The organism is Acinetobacter legionensis, from assembly GCF_057165765.1.
Genome location: NZ_CM169896.1, coordinates 1478904 through 1495352, shown reverse-complemented (window position 1 = coordinate 1495352; position 16449 = coordinate 1478904). Strand labels below are relative to the sequence as shown.

The following is a 16449-nucleotide window of genomic DNA, read 5'->3' as shown; positions in this document are numbered from 1 at the left end:
CACTAAAGTTCTCTCTATTCGATTTAATATAATGGTCATTATATGAAATACTTCTCACTCAATCTTTCTGCATCAACTACTTTATCATTGCGTGATATTCTATAATTTAACTTTTGAGTATGACAGTGAGGGTAATACAGTACTCACTGATGCCACTTCATTCAAAGAATCCTCAAGCTAATCTCTGTCAGCCCTTCTTAGCACATTCGGATTGTAATCTTGTGCCATTTGAGAAAGCATGCCTTGTGCTAAAATTCGCGCCAAAGTCAGTGTTAAACTCTTGTGCAAATTTATAAGTGGGTCAAATCGATTTAATTTTTCTACTATATAGCCTCTAAAGGCTATATACACGTACTGTTTAATCAACCAGGCCTCTGTTCATGTAGATTTCCGTTTCTCTCAAAAGATCTCACAGATGCTTTTGGCATAGTTGATAGGTTCCCTTATAAGTATTGTAAAATTCAATGAAGCAATCAGATCAGCGATATAAAGCTCATCTTCTTCCAACTGAATCATTTTAAATTGAAACAGCACAAGTGAATACTGGCAAGCAATTGATAGATATGCAATAAACAACACAGGAATGCATAGCAACATGAGTAATAAATTCGAATTCCAAATCCGTGTATATATCGAAGATACAGATGCTGGCGGTATCGTATACCATGCCAATCATATCCGCTTTATGGAACGTGCACGGACAGAATGGCTACGTGCATCTGGTATTGACCACTATTGGCATCAAAAAGATTACAATTTTGTCGTGCATAAAATTGCATTGAAATATTCTCGCCCTATACTCATGGACGATCTTATTACTGTTACAGCAAGTGTAGTTTCATGTAAAGCTTCGTCATTTGTGTTGCAACAGAATATATATCGTGGTGAAATCATGCTTGCTTCTGGCGAGGTAGAGTTGGCATGTTTAAGTACAGATATGAAACCTCGTAGAATTCCTGACGAAATCCGTGATTTAATTCTTCGAGAATTAGCTCACGAATAAAAAATACTTTTGGCACATGTAACTATGGCAACACAACTAGAATCTTCTTTACACATCTCTGATTTAATTTTACAAGCGAGCCCTGTGGTTCAATTGGTGATGCTAATCTTAGTACTCGCATCCGTTTTTAGTTGGTATTTGATTGCCAAGTTGCATATGGGCTATAAGAAAGCACATCAAGGCGATGAGCATTTCCAAAAAATCTTCTGGTCTGGTGCTGAACTCAATACCTTATATAACAATGCTCAGCTTAATTCTAAGCGAAACGGTTTAGAAGATATTTTCTATCAAGGTTTAAGTGAGTTTTTAAAACTTAAAAAACGCCATGCAGAAACTGCATCGATGATTGAAGGTACTGAACGTATCTTGCGTGTAGGACTCAGTCGTGATCAAGGCCGTTTAGAGCAAGGCTTAAGCTCTCTCGCCAGTATCGGCTCTGTCGCACCTTATATTGGTTTATTTGGTACTGTTTGGGGCATTATGAGTGCATTCATTGGCTTAGCTCAGGTTGAACAAGTTACCTTAGCCACTGTTGCACCAGGTATTGCTGAAGCATTAATTGCAACTGCGATTGGTTTATTCGCTGCAATACCAGCGGTATTAGCATTTAACCATTACACAGCAAAAGGCGAAGAAATTTATTCAGATCGAGCATTATTTGCAGAAGAAATGGTGGCGCTATTACAACGTCAGTCTGTGGGAACTACACAGGAAGATGAATAATGACAATCCAACGTTCTGGGCGTTTTGAACGCGTCAAAAAACCTTTAAAAAGTGATATGAATGTCGTTCCATATATCGATGTCATGTTGGTTTTATTGGTTATTTTTATGGTGACAGCACCCATGATTACCACGGGTGTTAAAGTTGACCTACCTCAAGCAAACAATAATCCGATTCAATCTGAAGACCGACCAGCCATCGTAACTTTAGAAGCAGATGGTTCGATTAAACTTGAAGACAAAAACCATAAAAATGAGGTTTTAACTTTAGATGAGTTGAAAACCGTACTTACAGAAAATCAGCAACAAGCTCAAGCAAATAACAAGCAATTGAGTGTCTTGATCAATGGTAGTGAATCACGCCCTTATGGTGAAGTCATGAAACTCATGTCTACACTGCAAGATGCTGGTTTAAGCCAAGTGGGTTTACTGACAGAGTCTGTAAAGTAAGTTATGAAAAATATTCAAAAGCCACAATCTAAAGAAAAAGCGATTGCACTTGGATTTACCCTAGGTATTCATGTGGTGGCGATTACTGGCTTACTTTTTCTCGGTTTAAGTCAACCACCTGAGCCACCCAAGCAAATTAAAACCATTTTAATTAAGCCTGAAGATTTACCACCACCTGAGCCCAAGCCCTTAGTCGAAACTGATGCCACTGAAACGGCAGATAGCAAGGTTGCAGAAAATACTCAGCAAACAGCAGAACCTGATCAAACAGCACCAGAAATTCCAACTGAAGCAAATAATCCCCCTGATACAAAGGCTATAGAAGCACAAAAAGCTGCCGAACAGGCCAAGGCAGCTGCATTAGAACAGCAATTGGCTATGGTAGCGGCTAAAGCAGCACAAGAAAAAGCCTTAAAACTTTCTCAAGCTAAAGCAGATGCTGCGGAAAAAGCCAAACATGAGGCAGCTGAAAAAGTAAAGCAGGCTAAAAATGCTGCTGAGAAAGCTAAGGCTGAGGCTGAAGCAAGATCTAAAGCAGATGCAGCAGCTAAGGCCAAGCAAGAGGCGCTTCAAAAAGCCAAAGCCGATGCTGCTGAAAAAGCCAGACTCGCAAGACTCAATGCCGAAGCAAAAAGCAAAGCAGAAGCCGCTGAAAAAGTCAGAAAAGAAGCCGCAGATAAGGCCCAACAGGCTAAAGTCGATGCTGCTGCAAAAGCCAAGGCAGATGCTGCTGAAAAAACCAGAGCGGATGCTAATGCAAAAGCTAAAGCAGACGCTGCTGCAAAGGCTAAAGCGGATGCTAATGCAAAAGCCAAAGCGGAGGCTAATGCAAAAGCCAAGGCAGATGCTGCTGAAAAAGCCAAAGCGGATGCAAAAGCTAAAGCAGATGCCGCTGCAAAAGCCAAAGCGGATGCTAATGCAAAAGCCAAGGCAGATGCTGCTGAAAAAGCCAAAGCGGATGCAAAAGCTAAAGCAGATGCCGCTGCAAAAGCCAAAGCGGATGCTAATGCAAAAGCCAAGGCAGATGCTGCTGCAAAAGCCAAGGCAGATGCTGCTGCAAAAGCCAAAGCAGATGCGGACGCAAAACGTAAAGCTGATCTAGCACGTGAATTAGATGAAGAAAAAGCTTCTGCTGCTGAAAAAGCAAAAGAAGCTGCTGCAAATAAAAAGGCAGAAGCGAGAAAAGTTGCATCTTCTGCGAAAAAGGACTTCGAAAGTAAAGTTCGGAATGCTTGGCGTATGCCGGCTGGCTCAACAGGTCAAAAGGCATCAGCTCGTGTCACACTAACGGATAGCGGTTCTGTGGCCTCGATTATTGTCAATGCATCAGACCCAGATGTAAAAGCAAGTGTGGAACAAGCAGTTCGCAATGCTGCACCTTTCCCAATGCCATCTGATCCAGATGCAAGACGCGAAGCTCGAAGTTTTAGTGCAAATTTTACAGTGAAATAATCTTAAATTACACCCTGTCTTGGCAGGGTGTAATTTAATGCAAGAACAATCACTTGGAAAAATCAAATGCGAGTTAAATCCATACTTCTAGCAATTTCATTATTTATTCCAACTGCATTTTTATTTGCAAATAAAATAGAACAACAAAAAATACTTGAAGTAAATACGCAACAACACCCACCTTCTGCGTCATACGAAAAAAAACCGTCTGTACCAACAACGGAAGCATTACTTCAACAAAGTCAAATGGCTCAGCGGATAAATACCGCTAGAGTCAATCGAATTGTTAAAAAGTTAAGAAATTTAACAATTATCCAAGAAAATGCCAATGTTATTATTTACTTAGATGACAGCGGAAATGTAAAAGATATTTTAATCACAGGACAGTACAGCGAAGCTTTTTCAAACGCAATCAAAACAGCGATTCAACAAGCAGCGCCTTTTGAAGTGTCTAAACAGTCATCGCTCAATCAACTATTAAAAGTGATTCGCATCAAATTCCGTGTTGAATAAGTCTCTATTCAACACGAGATAATATATTTTAATGGCAGCAACAATGACATTGTTGTCAAATCTATAAAAAAGTAATTTTTAAAGCTGCAACATTTACAATGCCCAAAGATCAAGCTGAAATTCATTAGTGTAATAAATTTGAATTTAATTTTTTAGTAAATCTGTTCAATGATAATCTTTTGTTCACAATTACATGCTTTATATAGATTAAAATCATGTCTTTGTGCTACAAAGCTAAGCATAGTTAAAAATTGATATTTGAGTACATGAAGTCCAATGAAAATCATGCCTAAACATCTATTAGGATTCGCAATTATTGTTGCATTTAGTCCAGCATTGATCACAACATCATATGCACAATTGCAATTAGAAATTGCCAAAGCACCTGAATCTGCACCTAAAATTGCCATCATTCCATTTAGTAATGATCAATCTATCTACCCTATTGTTGAACAAGATTTAAATCGCTCTGGGCGCTTTACCAGTTCATCAAAAAATCTTCCTGCAACTGCAAACATAAACAATATAAATGCAGAAGCATGGAAAGCGGCTGGGGTTCCTTATGTGGTTTTAGGTGACTCTAAAACCAATGCAGATGATTCATTGGCAGTACATTACCAACTCTATGATGTTGAAAAGCAGAAATTCCTATTAAATGAATTGCTCTCAATCCCAGCATCACGTGTACGTTCTGCGGCACATATGATCAGTGACGCAATTTATCAAGCGCTTACAGGGATTCAAGGTGACTTCACAGGACGTATTGCTTATGTGTTACGTAACCCTGCAACACCAGAGACTCGTTATACCTTACAAATTGCAGATACTGATGGTGAGCAACCTAAAACAGTATTAAGTTCAAGAGACCCGATTCTCTCACCTGCTTGGACGCCAGATGCGAAAAAAATTGCATATGTTTCATTTGAAACCAAGCGCCCTGCTATTTATATCCAAGATTTAGCCACTGGTGCACGAGAAAAACTCGCTGCATTTCGCGGTTTAAATGGTGCACCAAGTTTCTCTCCTGATGGGAAATCAATGCTGTTTACTGCATCTATGCATGGAAATCCTGAAGTTTATCAAATGGATTTAGATTCACGTCAAGTGAAGCGCATGACCAACGATAGCGCAATTGACACTGAAGCACGTTATGCTCCAGATGGAAAATCATTTATTTTCACATCTGACCGTGGTGGATCAGCACAAATTTACCGTTATAGTTTTGATGATGGCTCAACCAAGCGTTTAACTTTCCGTGGTGCATTTAATGCACGCGGTACATTAAGTGCCGATGGTAAATATGTGGCATTGGTACACCGCCCTTCTGGTAGTAATTACAAAGTTGCCATTCAGGAAATTTCTACAGGTATCACCAATATTTTGACACCAACAAGTTTAGATGAATCACCAAGCTTTTCTCCAAATGGGCAAATGGTGGTTTATGCAACACGTGAGGGTAATCGTGGCTTATTGGCAATCATGTCTACAGATGGTCGCTTCCGCATGAACTTACCAAGCGAACAAGGTGAAGTACGTGAACCTGCTTGGGCACCTAAATAATTTAATCAAGATGTAAATCACTTATTTAAAATTGAAATACCGGAGATCAACATGAAGTCAATTCAATATCTAGCTTTACCCTTATTAGCAGCAAGCTTGGTGATGACAGGTTGTGCAAGCCGTAAACCTGCTGCCACTGTAGAATCAGGAACTAATCCAAATAGTGCGACTACAGTAAATACTAGTGGTTTAAGTGAAGATGCTGCTTTAAATGCACAAAACTTAAATGGTGCTTCATCTAAAGGCGTGACTGAAGCCAATAAAGCATTTTTAGCGAAACGTGTGGTACATTTTGATTATGACAGTAGTGATCTTTCCAATGATGACTACCAAACACTACAAGCACATGCGCAGTTCTTGATTGCCAATGCCAACTCTAAAGTGGCATTAACAGGTCATACAGATGAACGTGGTACGCGTGAGTACAACATGGCTTTAGGTGAGCGTCGTGCTAAAGCCGTTGAAAGCTACCTGATCACCAATGGTGTTAAAGCAAACCAATTAGAAGCGGTAAGCTACGGTAAAGAAATGCCAATCAATGCTGGTCATGATGAAGCTGCTTGGAAAGAAAACCGCCGTGTTGAAATCAACTACGAAGCCGTTCCTCCTCTTTTAAAATAATGCCAAAGTTGCATTATTAAAATAGCCCATAAAAAATGCCCAATTCAATTGGGCATTTTTTATTATAAGTTCTTCTTATTCAGCGCTTTCCCATTTCAAGATAAAGTCTTGATTTAGTAAAGTAAAATAAGAAACTGCTTAGCATGTTCAATGGTAATTTATATTAATAACGCCATTTCTTGAGTATTTTCTCATTAAATAACGCAATAAACCTTTCTTCTGCCCATTCATCCACTTCATCTGGATGCGCTTCAGCAAAAAACTCAGACTGCACTAAAATCAAACAACCTTTAATATAGTCATCCACACAGTCCAGTATTCTACTTAAATAAGGCATGTCATCATGATCAAAGTAATAGATTTCTTTGCTGATATCATGAAAGCAAAACATATTGTCATTACCAAGATAATCACTAAATGTAATCAGATGAGGTAAAACTGCTAAATCAACCTGACTAAATTCAGGCACATATTGCGGCGCATTTGCCCAAATATCTTTTAAGTAGCCAATATCATCAAATTGCTGCAATTGTTCACCAATATCAGCAATCCCAAAGTGTTGATAGAAGATATTTAAAGATTAAGGTAAGCGACAATTTAAACGCTGTTCAAGTTTTAAAATTTTCTCATCATCAATTGCAGATGCAATCTCATCATTATTTAAATCAGCAAGAGATTCTAAAATTAGGTGAGTTTTAACATCCCACCCCGGTTCACCAATTTTATTAAACGGAATGATAATGTCTATTTTGTGATCAATCTCTATCATGAAGATTTATTGTTCGGAATGAATATGAAATAAATAGAAAAAAGCGCTCATATCGCGATGAACGCTTTTTATTGATTAAGCCTTTGACTCATTTGGCTTGGGGCTTTGCATAGATTCAATCATGTCATGCTTATTGAATTCCTTGAATTCAGGCTTAGCTTCGTAATTCTTCCATGCTTCTTTCACTTTTTCAGCACTAATATCTTTTAAATCAATGCTTTCATTTGGAGTCGGAGTCGCTTCAAACTTTGTCGTTGTCATGTCAGTGCTCCTATACGCTATTGTACGTATATTCAACATAACACTTTCTAAAATACTTTCAAGGGTAATTTCACGACAAATAACACAGGATAATTTCTATTTTGAGCTGAACTCATCTAAAATAGCCTCCATTATTTGGTTTGTAAAAATTTATCGCTTTTGGAGCACCTCTGATATGTCATATCGCACCCTATCCCAATATTTAGAACAACAACAAGGGAACTTAACACCTGAACTTGCCAATGTGATTGAAACAATTGCCAATACCTGCAAAACCATCGATCAGGCTTTACAGAAAGGTGCTTTAGCTGGTGTCTTGGGGAGTGCACAACATGAAAATGTACAAGGTGAAGAGCAAAAAAAACTTGATGTGATTTCAAATGATTATTTGATTGATGCTTTAAAAGCCAATCCAAATGTAGGTGGACTCGCATCTGAAGAATTAGATGAATTTACCCCAGCTCAAGAAAATGGTAAATATTTGGTTTTATTTGATCCATTAGATGGTTCAAGCAATATTGACATTAACATGTGTGTAGGAACAATTTTTTCTATCCTTCCTGCGCAAAATGCCGTAACGCAAGCTGAAGACTTCATGCAAGCAGGGATTCAACAAGTTTCAGCAGGTTATGTACTTTATGGCCCATCGACAATGATGGCTTTGACCGTTGGTGCGGGCGTTGTGTTCTTCACTTACGACCCTGAAGAAAAGCAATTCTTACTCACTTCTGAAAATATTCAAGTGGCTGCGGATACCAAAGAGTTTGCGATTAACTCTTCAAACCAACGTCATTGGGAAGCGCCTGTAAAACGTTATATCGATGAACTACAAGCAGGTAAAACATCTATACGTGAAAAAGATTTCAATATGCGTTGGGTGGCATGTATGGTGGGTGATATTCATCGTATTTTATGTCGTAGCGGTATTTTCTTATATCCATACGATACTAAAGATCCTAAAAAAGCAGGTCGTCTACGTTTAATGTATGAAGCCAACCCAATGAGTATGTTAATGGAACAAGCTGGCGGCGCATCGACTACTGGTCGTACACGTATTTTAGAGATTCAACCGACTGAGTTACATCAACGTGTTCCTGTTATCATTGGTTCTAAGAATGAAGTTGAGCTTGTTACCAGCTACCACAACTAATTCTTCTCTTTTCTTACTCTCTATTTAGGGAGTAACGCCAGCTAGGGTCTGTTGCAATTTCTTTATAGAATGATCACAGACCCTACTTAATTTTTTGGACGTACTCTCCCATGCCTACAATTTTCCTTGAATCAAAAGATAATCCCAAAATTAAAAATCTCAGAGGTTTAATTGAACAAAATACTTACCGTAAAAAACAAGGACAAACTGTACTTGAGGGAACGCACCTTACGCTTGCATGGTTAGAAAAAGGTCGAAAAATTAATTCAATTTTCACCACTGAACATGCCTTAGATCATGAAGATTTAGGTAGTATCCTTGACCAATATCAAGGTATTGTGTTTGTGGTCGGTGAATCTTTATACAAGGATTTAAGTACCCTTGGAACCAGCCTTGCATGTCTAGCCATTGTGGATTTACCGAGTTCAACTCAGGCATTGAACTTTACTGAAGACACGCTAATTCTTGAAAATGTCCAAGACCCAGGCAATGTAGGTACATTACTCAGATCAGCGGCCGCTGCGGGTATTGAACAAATTGTCTGTACCAAAGGTTCCGCATCATTATGGTCACCACGGGTATTACGTGCTGGTATGGGGGCTCATTTTTCATTACAAACTTATGAAAACGTGATCCTTGAAGACTTACTCAAGCAATTTAAAATTCCTGTGTATGTCACCAGTTCACATCAGGCAGAGAGTCTTTACACTAAAAACCTACGCAAACAATGTGTTTGGATTTTAGGTAACGAAGGTCAAGGCGTTTCAGATTTCGCCCTTAAACGCGCAGAAGCCGTATCTATTCCACAACCTGGTGGTCAAGAATCACTCAATGTTGCCGTTGCTGGATCGATTTGTTTCTTTGAAATGGTTAGACAACGACTATAAGGTTAATTTATTTTAAATATTGCCCGTTATTGGAAAAAATCATTTAAACTGAAAAAAATAATTGATTTACATGTCAACCCAAACCATTTTTTTAACGTTATATAGGTATGAAGTTAAAATAATGGTGGGTACCCATGACGGGATTTTCCATCTCTATGGACTTAGCACCAAAGAAGTCACAGTCTGAAACAGCAAGTGCTCAAACGAGTACGAGTGAACAGCGCCTGCGTTTTTTCATGCAGGACGTGACGGGTCGTGCCTTAGTGATGATGGAAAATGCAACCCAAGGTCACAATGGGATTGCGATGGATTTGGTCCAGGAAGCGTTTATTTCCTTACATAAAGCTTATGCAGATAAATCTACTGAAGAATGGTATCCACTGTTCTATACAATTTTAAATAACAAATTACAAGATTGGCGACGTAAGGAAGCACGACGTGCTTCTCCATTTTCGTTATTTCGAAAAATTGATTTAGATTCTGATGATGAAGAGGCCATGGAAATTGTGGATGAATCCACACCCAATCCACTTCAATTTCTAGATCAAGATGTCACCGTTGAGGAAATTCAAGAAGCCATTAGCCGCCTCCCGGTACGCCAGCAACAAGCATTTATGTTACGCGCTTGGGAAGGATTTGATACTCAAACCACTGCATCTATTATGAACTGTACAGAAGGTAGTGTAAAAACTCATTATCACAGAGCTATTCAAGGACTAAGAACTTCGCTCTCACATTTAAATCCGTATGGAGGTTCATCACATGAATAATGATGATTTCACCAAACAAGTGACGGCAAAATTGGATGAGGTTGCACGTAATCACCGCAATAAAGCAGTGGTGATGAATAATGTGCTTGACCATATTCAAGACAAGCAAACGTCACGTTTTGGTCACTGGAAAATGACAGGCTTTGCACTTGCTGCAGCTATTACTGGTTTTGTTGTGATTCCAAACGCTTTTGATATATCACCAGAATCGCAAGCCCCACAACAAGTGGTTATTAGTCCTAAACTTTCACCCCAAATGATGGAAGATTTAGATATGTTGTCTGTATTTGGTGAGGATAAAAATTCTCATGGCAGCTAGAAAATTAGCTTTGGCATTTTGTGCTATTGGTTTTCTACAAACAAGTTTTGCTGGATTTGAACGTTTTTGGATATTTTCTAAAGATGCAACTAGTCAAGTTAACGAAACATGGGATGCCCTTTCTGAGGAAGAACAAAAGGCATTGATTAAGCGCTATCAAAATTTAAAAGAAATTCCCACTGATCAAAGTGCAGCACTGCAACAGCGCATGGATTGGTTTACTCAGCTTCCTGAACAAGAAAAACAAAAAATGCGTGAAGTATGGCAGCAAATGAGTACATCTGAACGTAATGAGATGCGCAAAAAAATGCAAAAAGCATCGACCACTGATGAGCGCAATGAAATTCGTGAACAATATATGGTGAAGTATCAACAAAGTATAACGGGTTCACATTAAGCATTCTTTTTTATATTTTATTCATCGCCAGTTAAAGTTTAACTGGCTTTTTACCCTTTAAAATCATCCTCAATCTCTGAAAAGAGAGGCATCACCTTCGCAAATTTATTCAAACTTTCTAAGCAAATATGGCATTGCAAACTTTTTATAATCAAATAATTTAATTTCTTCACCAATCGATTTAATTAAAAAAATATTCATTAAGAGAAATTATATTCTTATGTATGTGTTTTTTAACAGGTTGACTATTATCTGTTTACTAAAAACACTCCTATTTCTAATTTTCAGGCATAAAAAAACCTGCACAAGGCAGGTTTTTCATCACTTAAATTCGAAAACGAATTACAAGCTATAGTACATATCAAATTCAACTGGGTGAGTGGTTGTATTTAAACGACGTACATCTTCAGTTTTAAGTTCGATGTATGCATCCAACATTTCTTTTGTGAATACACCACCTTTAAGAAGGAACTCATGATCCGCTTGAAGTGCTTCAAGGGCCATATCAAGACTATGTGCAACTGTTGGGATTTTAGCTTCTTCTTCAGGAGGAAGATCATATAAGTTTTTATCAGCTGCTTCCCCTGGGTGGATCTTGTTTTGAATACCATCAAGACCAGCCATCAATAATGCCGCAAAACCTAAGTATGGGTTCATCATTGGATCTGGGAAACGTGCTTCAATACGTTTACCTTTAGGGCTAGAAACGTATGGAATACGAATCGAAGCAGAACGGTTACGTGCAGAATAAGCAAGCATAATTGGAGCTTCGAAGTGAGGAACCAATCGCTTATACGAGTTAGTAGAAGGGTTTGTGATCGCATTCAATGCACGAGCATGCTTGATGATACCACCGATAAAGTAAAGCGCCATTTCTGAAAGACCAGCATATTCATCACCAGCAAACAAGTTCTTGCCATCTTTAGAGATAGACATATGAACATGCATACCTGAACCGTTATCACCAACCATTGGTTTAGGCATAAACGTCGCAGTTTTTGCATATTGATGCGCAACGTTCCAAACAGCATATTTGAACTGTTGAACTTCGTCAGCTTTACGCACCATAGTATTGAAGCTTACACCAATTTCTAATTGGCAAGATGCAACTTCGTGATGGTGTACTTCTACACGGCCAGGGCCCATGATATCTTCAATACGAGCACACATTTCTGCACGCATATCTTGTGAAGAATCTACTGGAGGAACTGGGAAGTAACCACCTTTAACACGAGGACGGTGACCTGAGTTACCTGCTTCGTAGTCTTTACCTGTAGACCAAGCAGCCTCTTCAGCGATTAATGTATGGCGAGCGCCAGACATATCGATGTCCCATTTAACTTCATCAAAAACGAAGAATTCTGGCTCTGGACCAAAGAATGCAGTATCACCAATACCTGTTGATTTTAGGTATTCTTCCGCACGACGAGCAATCGAACGTGGATCACGGTCATAACCTTGACCAGTAGACGGTTCAATAACATCACAAGTAACGACGATGGTTGCTTCAGCAAAGAACGGATCAAGGAAAGCAGTTTCAGGATCTGGACGTAAAATCATGTCAGATGCTTCAATGCCTTTCCAACCAGCAATTGAAGAACCATCAAACATTTTACCATCTTCAAAAGTATCTTCATCGATAGTATCTGATGGGTAGCTTACGTGCTGCTCTTTACCCTTAGTATCAGTAAAGCGAAAATCGACCCATTTTGCGCCACTTTCTTGTATGAGTTGAAGGACCTTGTTCGCCATGCTCATTTTGCTCCAATGAATTTTTGTTGCACTTGTGAAGTGCGTGTTAGTAGTTGGTATTTATATAGCAAGTAGCATACCAACTTTTAAAATAATTGCTAAAATATTGAATTTCTTATCAGAAAATAAGCTTAGCAATACTTAAATTCCGTCTATTATACTGAGTGCAAATAGAATTGCACCATATTCAAACATACTTCTCATTTTAAAATTATTACGCACAATTTAAACGCACTATTTTCGTGCAAACTAAATAAAATGTTTTATCTTGGTGCTTATATTGCGCGAACAACGCTTTTTATCGACTATTTTTTAAGATGATGACAATTTTTTATTTCAAAAGCATTAAAATAAGGCATATAAGGTAGCAATACGCCTTTAACATTTATCTATATCTCCCTCTATACAGCGATGTAATTATATTACCTACGATCTACAATTAGCCAAATTCTACTTCAGCTCTTGCAATGAGTGCTTCAACCATTACCAATACATCATCTTTTTTTCTGGCATCCACCGCAAAAATTGGCATGGTTAATTGATTTAATTGCATCCAATCTTTATAAGGTTTTAACAGATATTGAGGATTTTCATCTATATGGGTTATACCAACCACAATATTGTTTAAATGTTCCTTAAAACTTTGAAAATAAAATTTTAAATCTTCAAGTGCATCTTTTTGCGTATGGTCAATCAGCACAACTGCTCCGATTGCACCTTTACATATCACTGACCAAACAAAATCAAAGCGATTCTGCCCTGGCGTTCCATATAATCCAACAATAACGCCTTCATCTAATTTAATTTCACCATAGTCAATCCCGACAGTGGTCAATGCCTTATTATGTGCTTGCTCATCTGTATTTTGTGCTTCTGTAGATAAGACTGAAATTTCAGATAATGATTTTATTGCTTCTGTTTTACCTGCGCCCATTTTACCGCCAAAAACAATTTTATACTTTTGTAAGATCACATCATCACCTATTTGGAACTGATCACGGCATCATATAAACTGGTTATACATTTACTTATCGTGTCAGTATAAACAAACTTGATTAAAAGGTTAATTTTTAGAAGCCTTATTGGGTTCGCATACTCTTTACACAGTTAAAGCCCTAATTTTTTTCTTAACTTACCAAAAAAGCCACCTAAAATGCCTGAAGATGGTTTTTCTTCAGTAAGTAATTTTGCATCTTCCACTGCTATTTTTTTCAACGCATTGGTCATTATGCCAATTGAAACAAATTTAGCTAATTGCGCTTTGCTATAGCCTGTTTTCTGAGCCACCTGAGCAATACTTGCCCCCAATTCAAAACACGCTGCAATTTTAAAAACCATTTGGCGTTCATTTTGATGATTCGGTTGTGGCCAATCTACGAGTTTATAATAATCACTAGAACTGATTTGAATATTGACATCATCTGAATACCACAATAAATTCCATAACCATGATTTTAGCTCTACCCCTTGGAAAATACTGACAGACTGCGCCATTTGCATAGTGGCATAAGTAAAATTTAAAGAAACATCCGTCCCTTGAACTTTTCGTAGCGCGTCTACCCAAACTTGTTGTGTACGAATATTGACTAATGCGATGTTGCCTTTTGAGTCGAATACTTGAACGTTACCATTCCGTTCATTAGAAAGCTCAGCTACCACCTTGTTTAAATCAGCTTTTTTTGAAATTTGATTGACAATTTTGACGGTTTTTTCACTGACAGGTACGTGTAAATAACGGTCTTTAAACCATTTTCGAATTTCATCTGAAGCTAAAAAAGGTAGATATAGTTTATCTCCTTCGATTTGCCCTGATTTTTCGTTCTTATTAATCAGACGCAAGTATGGGACTTTCTTAACACCAATCAAATTCTGAATTGTTGGCGAACTAAAAAACATATCATTCACAAGAAGAATATCTAAATGAGGATCAGCAATATTCGCCCAACTTACTTGAAGTGAGTCATCATACATAGATCGTATCTTTTGCTTAATTGCATCAAGCACATTTAAACTTAAACCGAATATAGCGATTTTTACTTCTTCTTTCATTTAGCCCTCACGGCCTTATATAAAGTGTGAACAGTTTATCATTTTTATTAAAAAATAAAATATAAAACACTATAGATGCGGTAAAAAATATCTACAAATTTAATATACTATTAAGCGTATAAATTACAAGAATAGTTATTAAAAACATTTGCAGTAATCACGAAACTCAAGCAGTCAAGATAATATATAGTATTAAATTTCAATAACTTAATTTTAAAATAGCTAAAAATTGACGTCACGGGTTAGAAAAAATTCCGATCATTTTTAATAAAACTTAATATTTTATTTAAAAATATTAATTACATTTGTATATTAATATCGGACTCATGCATAAATTGTGTTTTAATAAGTTAACCTTATTTCTTAAGCTACCCCATTTCCAAAAAGAGCAGTTAAATGAATATCAATGCATTCAGCAGCACCAACATATCTCACACTATTTAACGGGTTAATAAAGCCTAGACTCGTTAGGGCTTCAGTCGTTGTAATTGCTTGAATTGCTAGATTTTCAATATAATCATGATTATTATTATTTTTAATATCAGATTGATCAGAAATATAATCAGTGTTAGTCGGATTGGAAGCGTGTAAATACTAGATTTATAAATACTGTTAAGATTTGAATGTGACGATGCAGTTATCCCACATGTTATGGCTGCATGAATTTGATTAGATACAAATAACAACATTAAAGCACCTATTATATTTTCACTTATTTACCTTTTTATAATTTTGCTCTTACCTTATTTTTAATAAATAATTGAAAATAATATGTTTGAATATTTCAACTTTAGAAAATATCAATTAAATCTTCTTCAATTAATTAAAAATTTTCTATAATTTAACAATATATGACAAACAGAGAATTTTCAAATTTTTAAGTATTAAAATGAGTAAAATAAACTTAATCAAATTTAAGAAATAGGTTTTAAGCATAGTTATAAAAAAGTATATAGCTAATCAGTAAATCTTATATATTGAACTTTATCGATTTTCATATACTAATTATAACGAGCACCTTTAAAATTTAGTAGTAAAAAGATGTCTAATCCCCCTTTAAAACTATTTTCATTTAACTTGTCAGCTTATCAACCTTACCCTATACGTCCTGAAAGCTAAAATTTATGCTTCTTTACATTAATTAAGATTGAATTCGAAAAATAGCCATCACGTGGGCTTTTTTCTATAAGTTGACCGAATTTTCAAGCACTAACTGTTCATCTTTCCTAATCTTCAACAACAATTTAACATTTATGAATTGTCGTAGGCTGATATAAAAAACCCACCTTTCAGTGGGTTCTCGGAGATAAAGCATGAAGTGTGTGAGTCATACACATATATACTATAGCTGAATTTCATAGGCAGAAATCAAAAACAAATACGTTATAACGTAACAAAATAATTCCCTAAATTTAATTCAGAGTCTCTGTAAATGCGAAACTATAATTGCTGATAAGTAATGATTCGACCAATCGAGAGAACTGATCAGAAATAATTTAAACCTAACACAATGACCAATAAAATAGAGGAGAGAATCAAATAGGTATTAATAGTATTAAAGCTCTTAAGATAATTTAACATTCGTCATTTCCCATAAGAATTTAATAAAATACTACATAGATGACTGAATCAAAAAAGCTTAAGAAAAGAAAAATAGACAAAAAAACACTCAATGAAATTGTTCACTGCACTTATGAAACATTAAATCTGTTTGGATTAATTTGATCTTGTATAATTGAGATGTGACACATTCCCAGTACTGATATATAGCAAC

The 16449-nt window shown here is 36.8% G+C and carries 18 protein-coding genes; 12 read left to right on the top strand and 6 right to left on the bottom strand.

All coding sequences use genetic code 11. From position 1 onward, the window contains the following. Positions 1-595: 595 nt before the first annotated feature. The 7 genes from ybgC to pal all read left to right on the top strand — a co-directional run bounded on the left by ybgC (position 596) and on the right by pal (position 6321). Complete coding sequence (ybgC, locus tag AC2G3J_RS06810) at positions 596-1003, top strand: tol-pal system-associated acyl-CoA thioesterase (RefSeq protein WP_004724526.1); 408 nt, start codon at positions 596-598, stop codon at positions 1001-1003. A 24-nt stretch (positions 1004-1027) separates the two neighbouring features. Further along, positions 1028-1726, top strand: a complete 699-nt coding sequence (tolQ, locus tag AC2G3J_RS06805; RefSeq protein WP_336953995.1) for a protein TolQ — start codon at positions 1028-1030, stop codon at positions 1724-1726. Continuing rightward, on the top strand, positions 1726-2175 hold the full coding sequence (gene tolR, locus AC2G3J_RS06800) for a protein TolR (RefSeq protein ID WP_336953996.1): 450 nt from the start codon (positions 1726-1728) through the stop codon (positions 2173-2175). The genes tolQ and tolR overlap by 1 nt, the downstream gene beginning before the upstream one ends. A 3-nt stretch (positions 2176-2178) precedes the next feature. Next, positions 2179-3627 carry a cell envelope integrity protein TolA gene (gene tolA, locus AC2G3J_RS06795; RefSeq protein WP_483770857.1) on the top strand — a complete coding sequence of 483 codons (1449 nt, stop codon included), beginning with the start codon at positions 2179-2181 and terminating at the stop codon, positions 3625-3627. Positions 3628-3693: 66 nt separating this feature from the next. Continuing rightward, positions 3694-4140, top strand: coding sequence for a hypothetical protein (locus tag AC2G3J_RS06790; RefSeq protein ID WP_483770856.1), 447 nt, complete (start codon positions 3694-3696; stop codon positions 4138-4140). A 276-nt stretch (positions 4141-4416) separates the two neighbouring features. Continuing rightward, a complete protein-coding gene (tolB, locus tag AC2G3J_RS06785; RefSeq protein ID WP_483770855.1) occupies positions 4417-5700 on the top strand; it encodes a Tol-Pal system beta propeller repeat protein TolB in 1284 nt (427 codons plus the stop codon). A gap of 51 nt (positions 5701-5751) precedes the next feature. Continuing rightward, positions 5752-6321: a peptidoglycan-associated lipoprotein Pal gene (gene pal, locus AC2G3J_RS06780; RefSeq protein WP_004822680.1), complete on the top strand. Its 570-nt coding sequence runs from the start codon at positions 5752-5754 to the stop codon at positions 6319-6321. 163 nt (positions 6322-6484) lie between these two features. Here pal and AC2G3J_RS06775 read toward each other — a convergent pair whose 3' ends face one another. The 3 genes from AC2G3J_RS06775 to AC2G3J_RS06765 form a co-directional block, all read right to left on the bottom strand. Continuing rightward, on the bottom strand, positions 6485-6850 hold the full coding sequence (locus AC2G3J_RS06775) for a hypothetical protein (RefSeq protein WP_483770854.1): 366 nt from the start codon (positions 6848-6850) through the stop codon (positions 6485-6487). 51 nt (positions 6851-6901) lie between these two features. Beyond that, positions 6902-7090: a hypothetical protein gene (locus AC2G3J_RS06770; RefSeq protein ID WP_483770853.1), complete on the bottom strand. Its 189-nt coding sequence runs from the start codon at positions 7088-7090 to the stop codon at positions 6902-6904. A 75-nt stretch (positions 7091-7165) separates the two neighbouring features. After that, positions 7166-7351 (bottom strand): NF038105 family protein, encoded by a 186-nt coding sequence (locus AC2G3J_RS06765; protein WP_483770852.1) that lies wholly within the window; start codon positions 7349-7351, stop codon positions 7166-7168. A gap of 175 nt (positions 7352-7526) precedes the next feature. On the opposite strand from AC2G3J_RS06765, the gene AC2G3J_RS06760 reads away from it, so the two are divergent. From AC2G3J_RS06760 to AC2G3J_RS06740, 5 genes are all read left to right on the top strand, one after another. Next, positions 7527-8501, top strand: coding sequence for a class 1 fructose-bisphosphatase (locus AC2G3J_RS06760; RefSeq protein ID WP_314338101.1), 975 nt, complete (start codon positions 7527-7529; stop codon positions 8499-8501). Positions 8502-8611: 110 nt separating this feature from the next. Further along, positions 8612-9388 carry a TrmH family RNA methyltransferase gene (locus AC2G3J_RS06755; protein ID WP_483770851.1) on the top strand — a complete coding sequence of 259 codons (777 nt, stop codon included), beginning with the start codon at positions 8612-8614 and terminating at the stop codon, positions 9386-9388. A 155-nt stretch (positions 9389-9543) separates the two neighbouring features. Beyond that, positions 9544-10158, top strand: a complete 615-nt coding sequence (locus AC2G3J_RS06750) for an RNA polymerase sigma factor (RefSeq protein ID WP_336954070.1) — start codon at positions 9544-9546, stop codon at positions 10156-10158. After that, positions 10151-10477 carry a hypothetical protein gene (locus AC2G3J_RS06745; protein ID WP_336954001.1) on the top strand — a complete coding sequence of 109 codons (327 nt, stop codon included), beginning with the start codon at positions 10151-10153 and terminating at the stop codon, positions 10475-10477. Before AC2G3J_RS06750 ends, AC2G3J_RS06745 begins: the two co-directional genes overlap by 8 nt. Next, positions 10467-10874: a DUF3106 domain-containing protein gene (locus AC2G3J_RS06740; protein WP_336954003.1), complete on the top strand. Its 408-nt coding sequence runs from the start codon at positions 10467-10469 to the stop codon at positions 10872-10874. Before AC2G3J_RS06745 ends, AC2G3J_RS06740 begins: the two co-directional genes overlap by 11 nt. 342 nt (positions 10875-11216) lie before the next feature. On the opposite strand, the gene glnA is transcribed toward AC2G3J_RS06740, so the two are convergent. From glnA to AC2G3J_RS06725, 3 genes are all read right to left on the bottom strand, one after another. Beyond that, positions 11217-12632: a type I glutamate--ammonia ligase gene (gene glnA, locus AC2G3J_RS06735; RefSeq protein ID WP_336954004.1), complete on the bottom strand. Its 1416-nt coding sequence runs from the start codon at positions 12630-12632 to the stop codon at positions 11217-11219. Positions 12633-13065: 433 nt separating this feature from the next. Beyond that, positions 13066-13599, bottom strand: a complete 534-nt coding sequence (locus AC2G3J_RS06730; protein WP_336954005.1) for a GTP-binding protein — start codon at positions 13597-13599, stop codon at positions 13066-13068. Between the two features lie 134 nt (positions 13600-13733). After that, positions 13734-14675: a hypothetical protein gene (locus AC2G3J_RS06725; protein ID WP_483770850.1), complete on the bottom strand. Its 942-nt coding sequence runs from the start codon at positions 14673-14675 to the stop codon at positions 13734-13736. Between the last annotated feature and the right edge of the window lie 1774 nt (positions 14676-16449).

Coding starts and splice junctions, on each gene's coding strand:
- ybgC (WP_004724526.1), top strand. CDS start 596: ATGAGTAATAAATTCGAATTCCAAATCCGTGTATATATCGAAGATACA.
- tolQ (WP_336953995.1), top strand. CDS start 1,028: ATGGCAACACAACTAGAATCTTCTTTACACATCTCTGATTTAATTTTA.
- tolR (WP_336953996.1), top strand. CDS start 1,726: ATGACAATCCAACGTTCTGGGCGTTTTGAACGCGTCAAAAAACCTTTA.
- tolA (WP_483770857.1), top strand. CDS start 2,179: ATGAAAAATATTCAAAAGCCACAATCTAAAGAAAAAGCGATTGCACTT.
- AC2G3J_RS06790 (WP_483770856.1), top strand. CDS start 3,694: ATGCGAGTTAAATCCATACTTCTAGCAATTTCATTATTTATTCCAACT.
- tolB (WP_483770855.1), top strand. CDS start 4,417: ATGAAAATCATGCCTAAACATCTATTAGGATTCGCAATTATTGTTGCA.
- pal (WP_004822680.1), top strand. CDS start 5,752: ATGAAGTCAATTCAATATCTAGCTTTACCCTTATTAGCAGCAAGCTTG.
- AC2G3J_RS06770 (WP_483770853.1), bottom strand. CDS start 7,090: ATGATAGAGATTGATCACAAAATAGACATTATCATTCCGTTTAATAAA.
- AC2G3J_RS06765 (WP_483770852.1), bottom strand. CDS start 7,351: ATGACAACGACAAAGTTTGAAGCGACTCCGACTCCAAATGAAAGCATT.
- AC2G3J_RS06760 (WP_314338101.1), top strand. CDS start 7,527: ATGTCATATCGCACCCTATCCCAATATTTAGAACAACAACAAGGGAAC.
- AC2G3J_RS06755 (WP_483770851.1), top strand. CDS start 8,612: ATGCCTACAATTTTCCTTGAATCAAAAGATAATCCCAAAATTAAAAAT.
- AC2G3J_RS06750 (WP_336954070.1), top strand. CDS start 9,544: ATGGACTTAGCACCAAAGAAGTCACAGTCTGAAACAGCAAGTGCTCAA.
- AC2G3J_RS06745 (WP_336954001.1), top strand. CDS start 10,151: ATGAATAATGATGATTTCACCAAACAAGTGACGGCAAAATTGGATGAG.
- AC2G3J_RS06740 (WP_336954003.1), top strand. CDS start 10,467: ATGGCAGCTAGAAAATTAGCTTTGGCATTTTGTGCTATTGGTTTTCTA.
- glnA (WP_336954004.1), bottom strand. CDS start 12,632: ATGAGCATGGCGAACAAGGTCCTTCAACTCATACAAGAAAGTGGCGCA.
- AC2G3J_RS06725 (WP_483770850.1), bottom strand. CDS start 14,675: ATGAAAGAAGAAGTAAAAATCGCTATATTCGGTTTAAGTTTAAATGTG.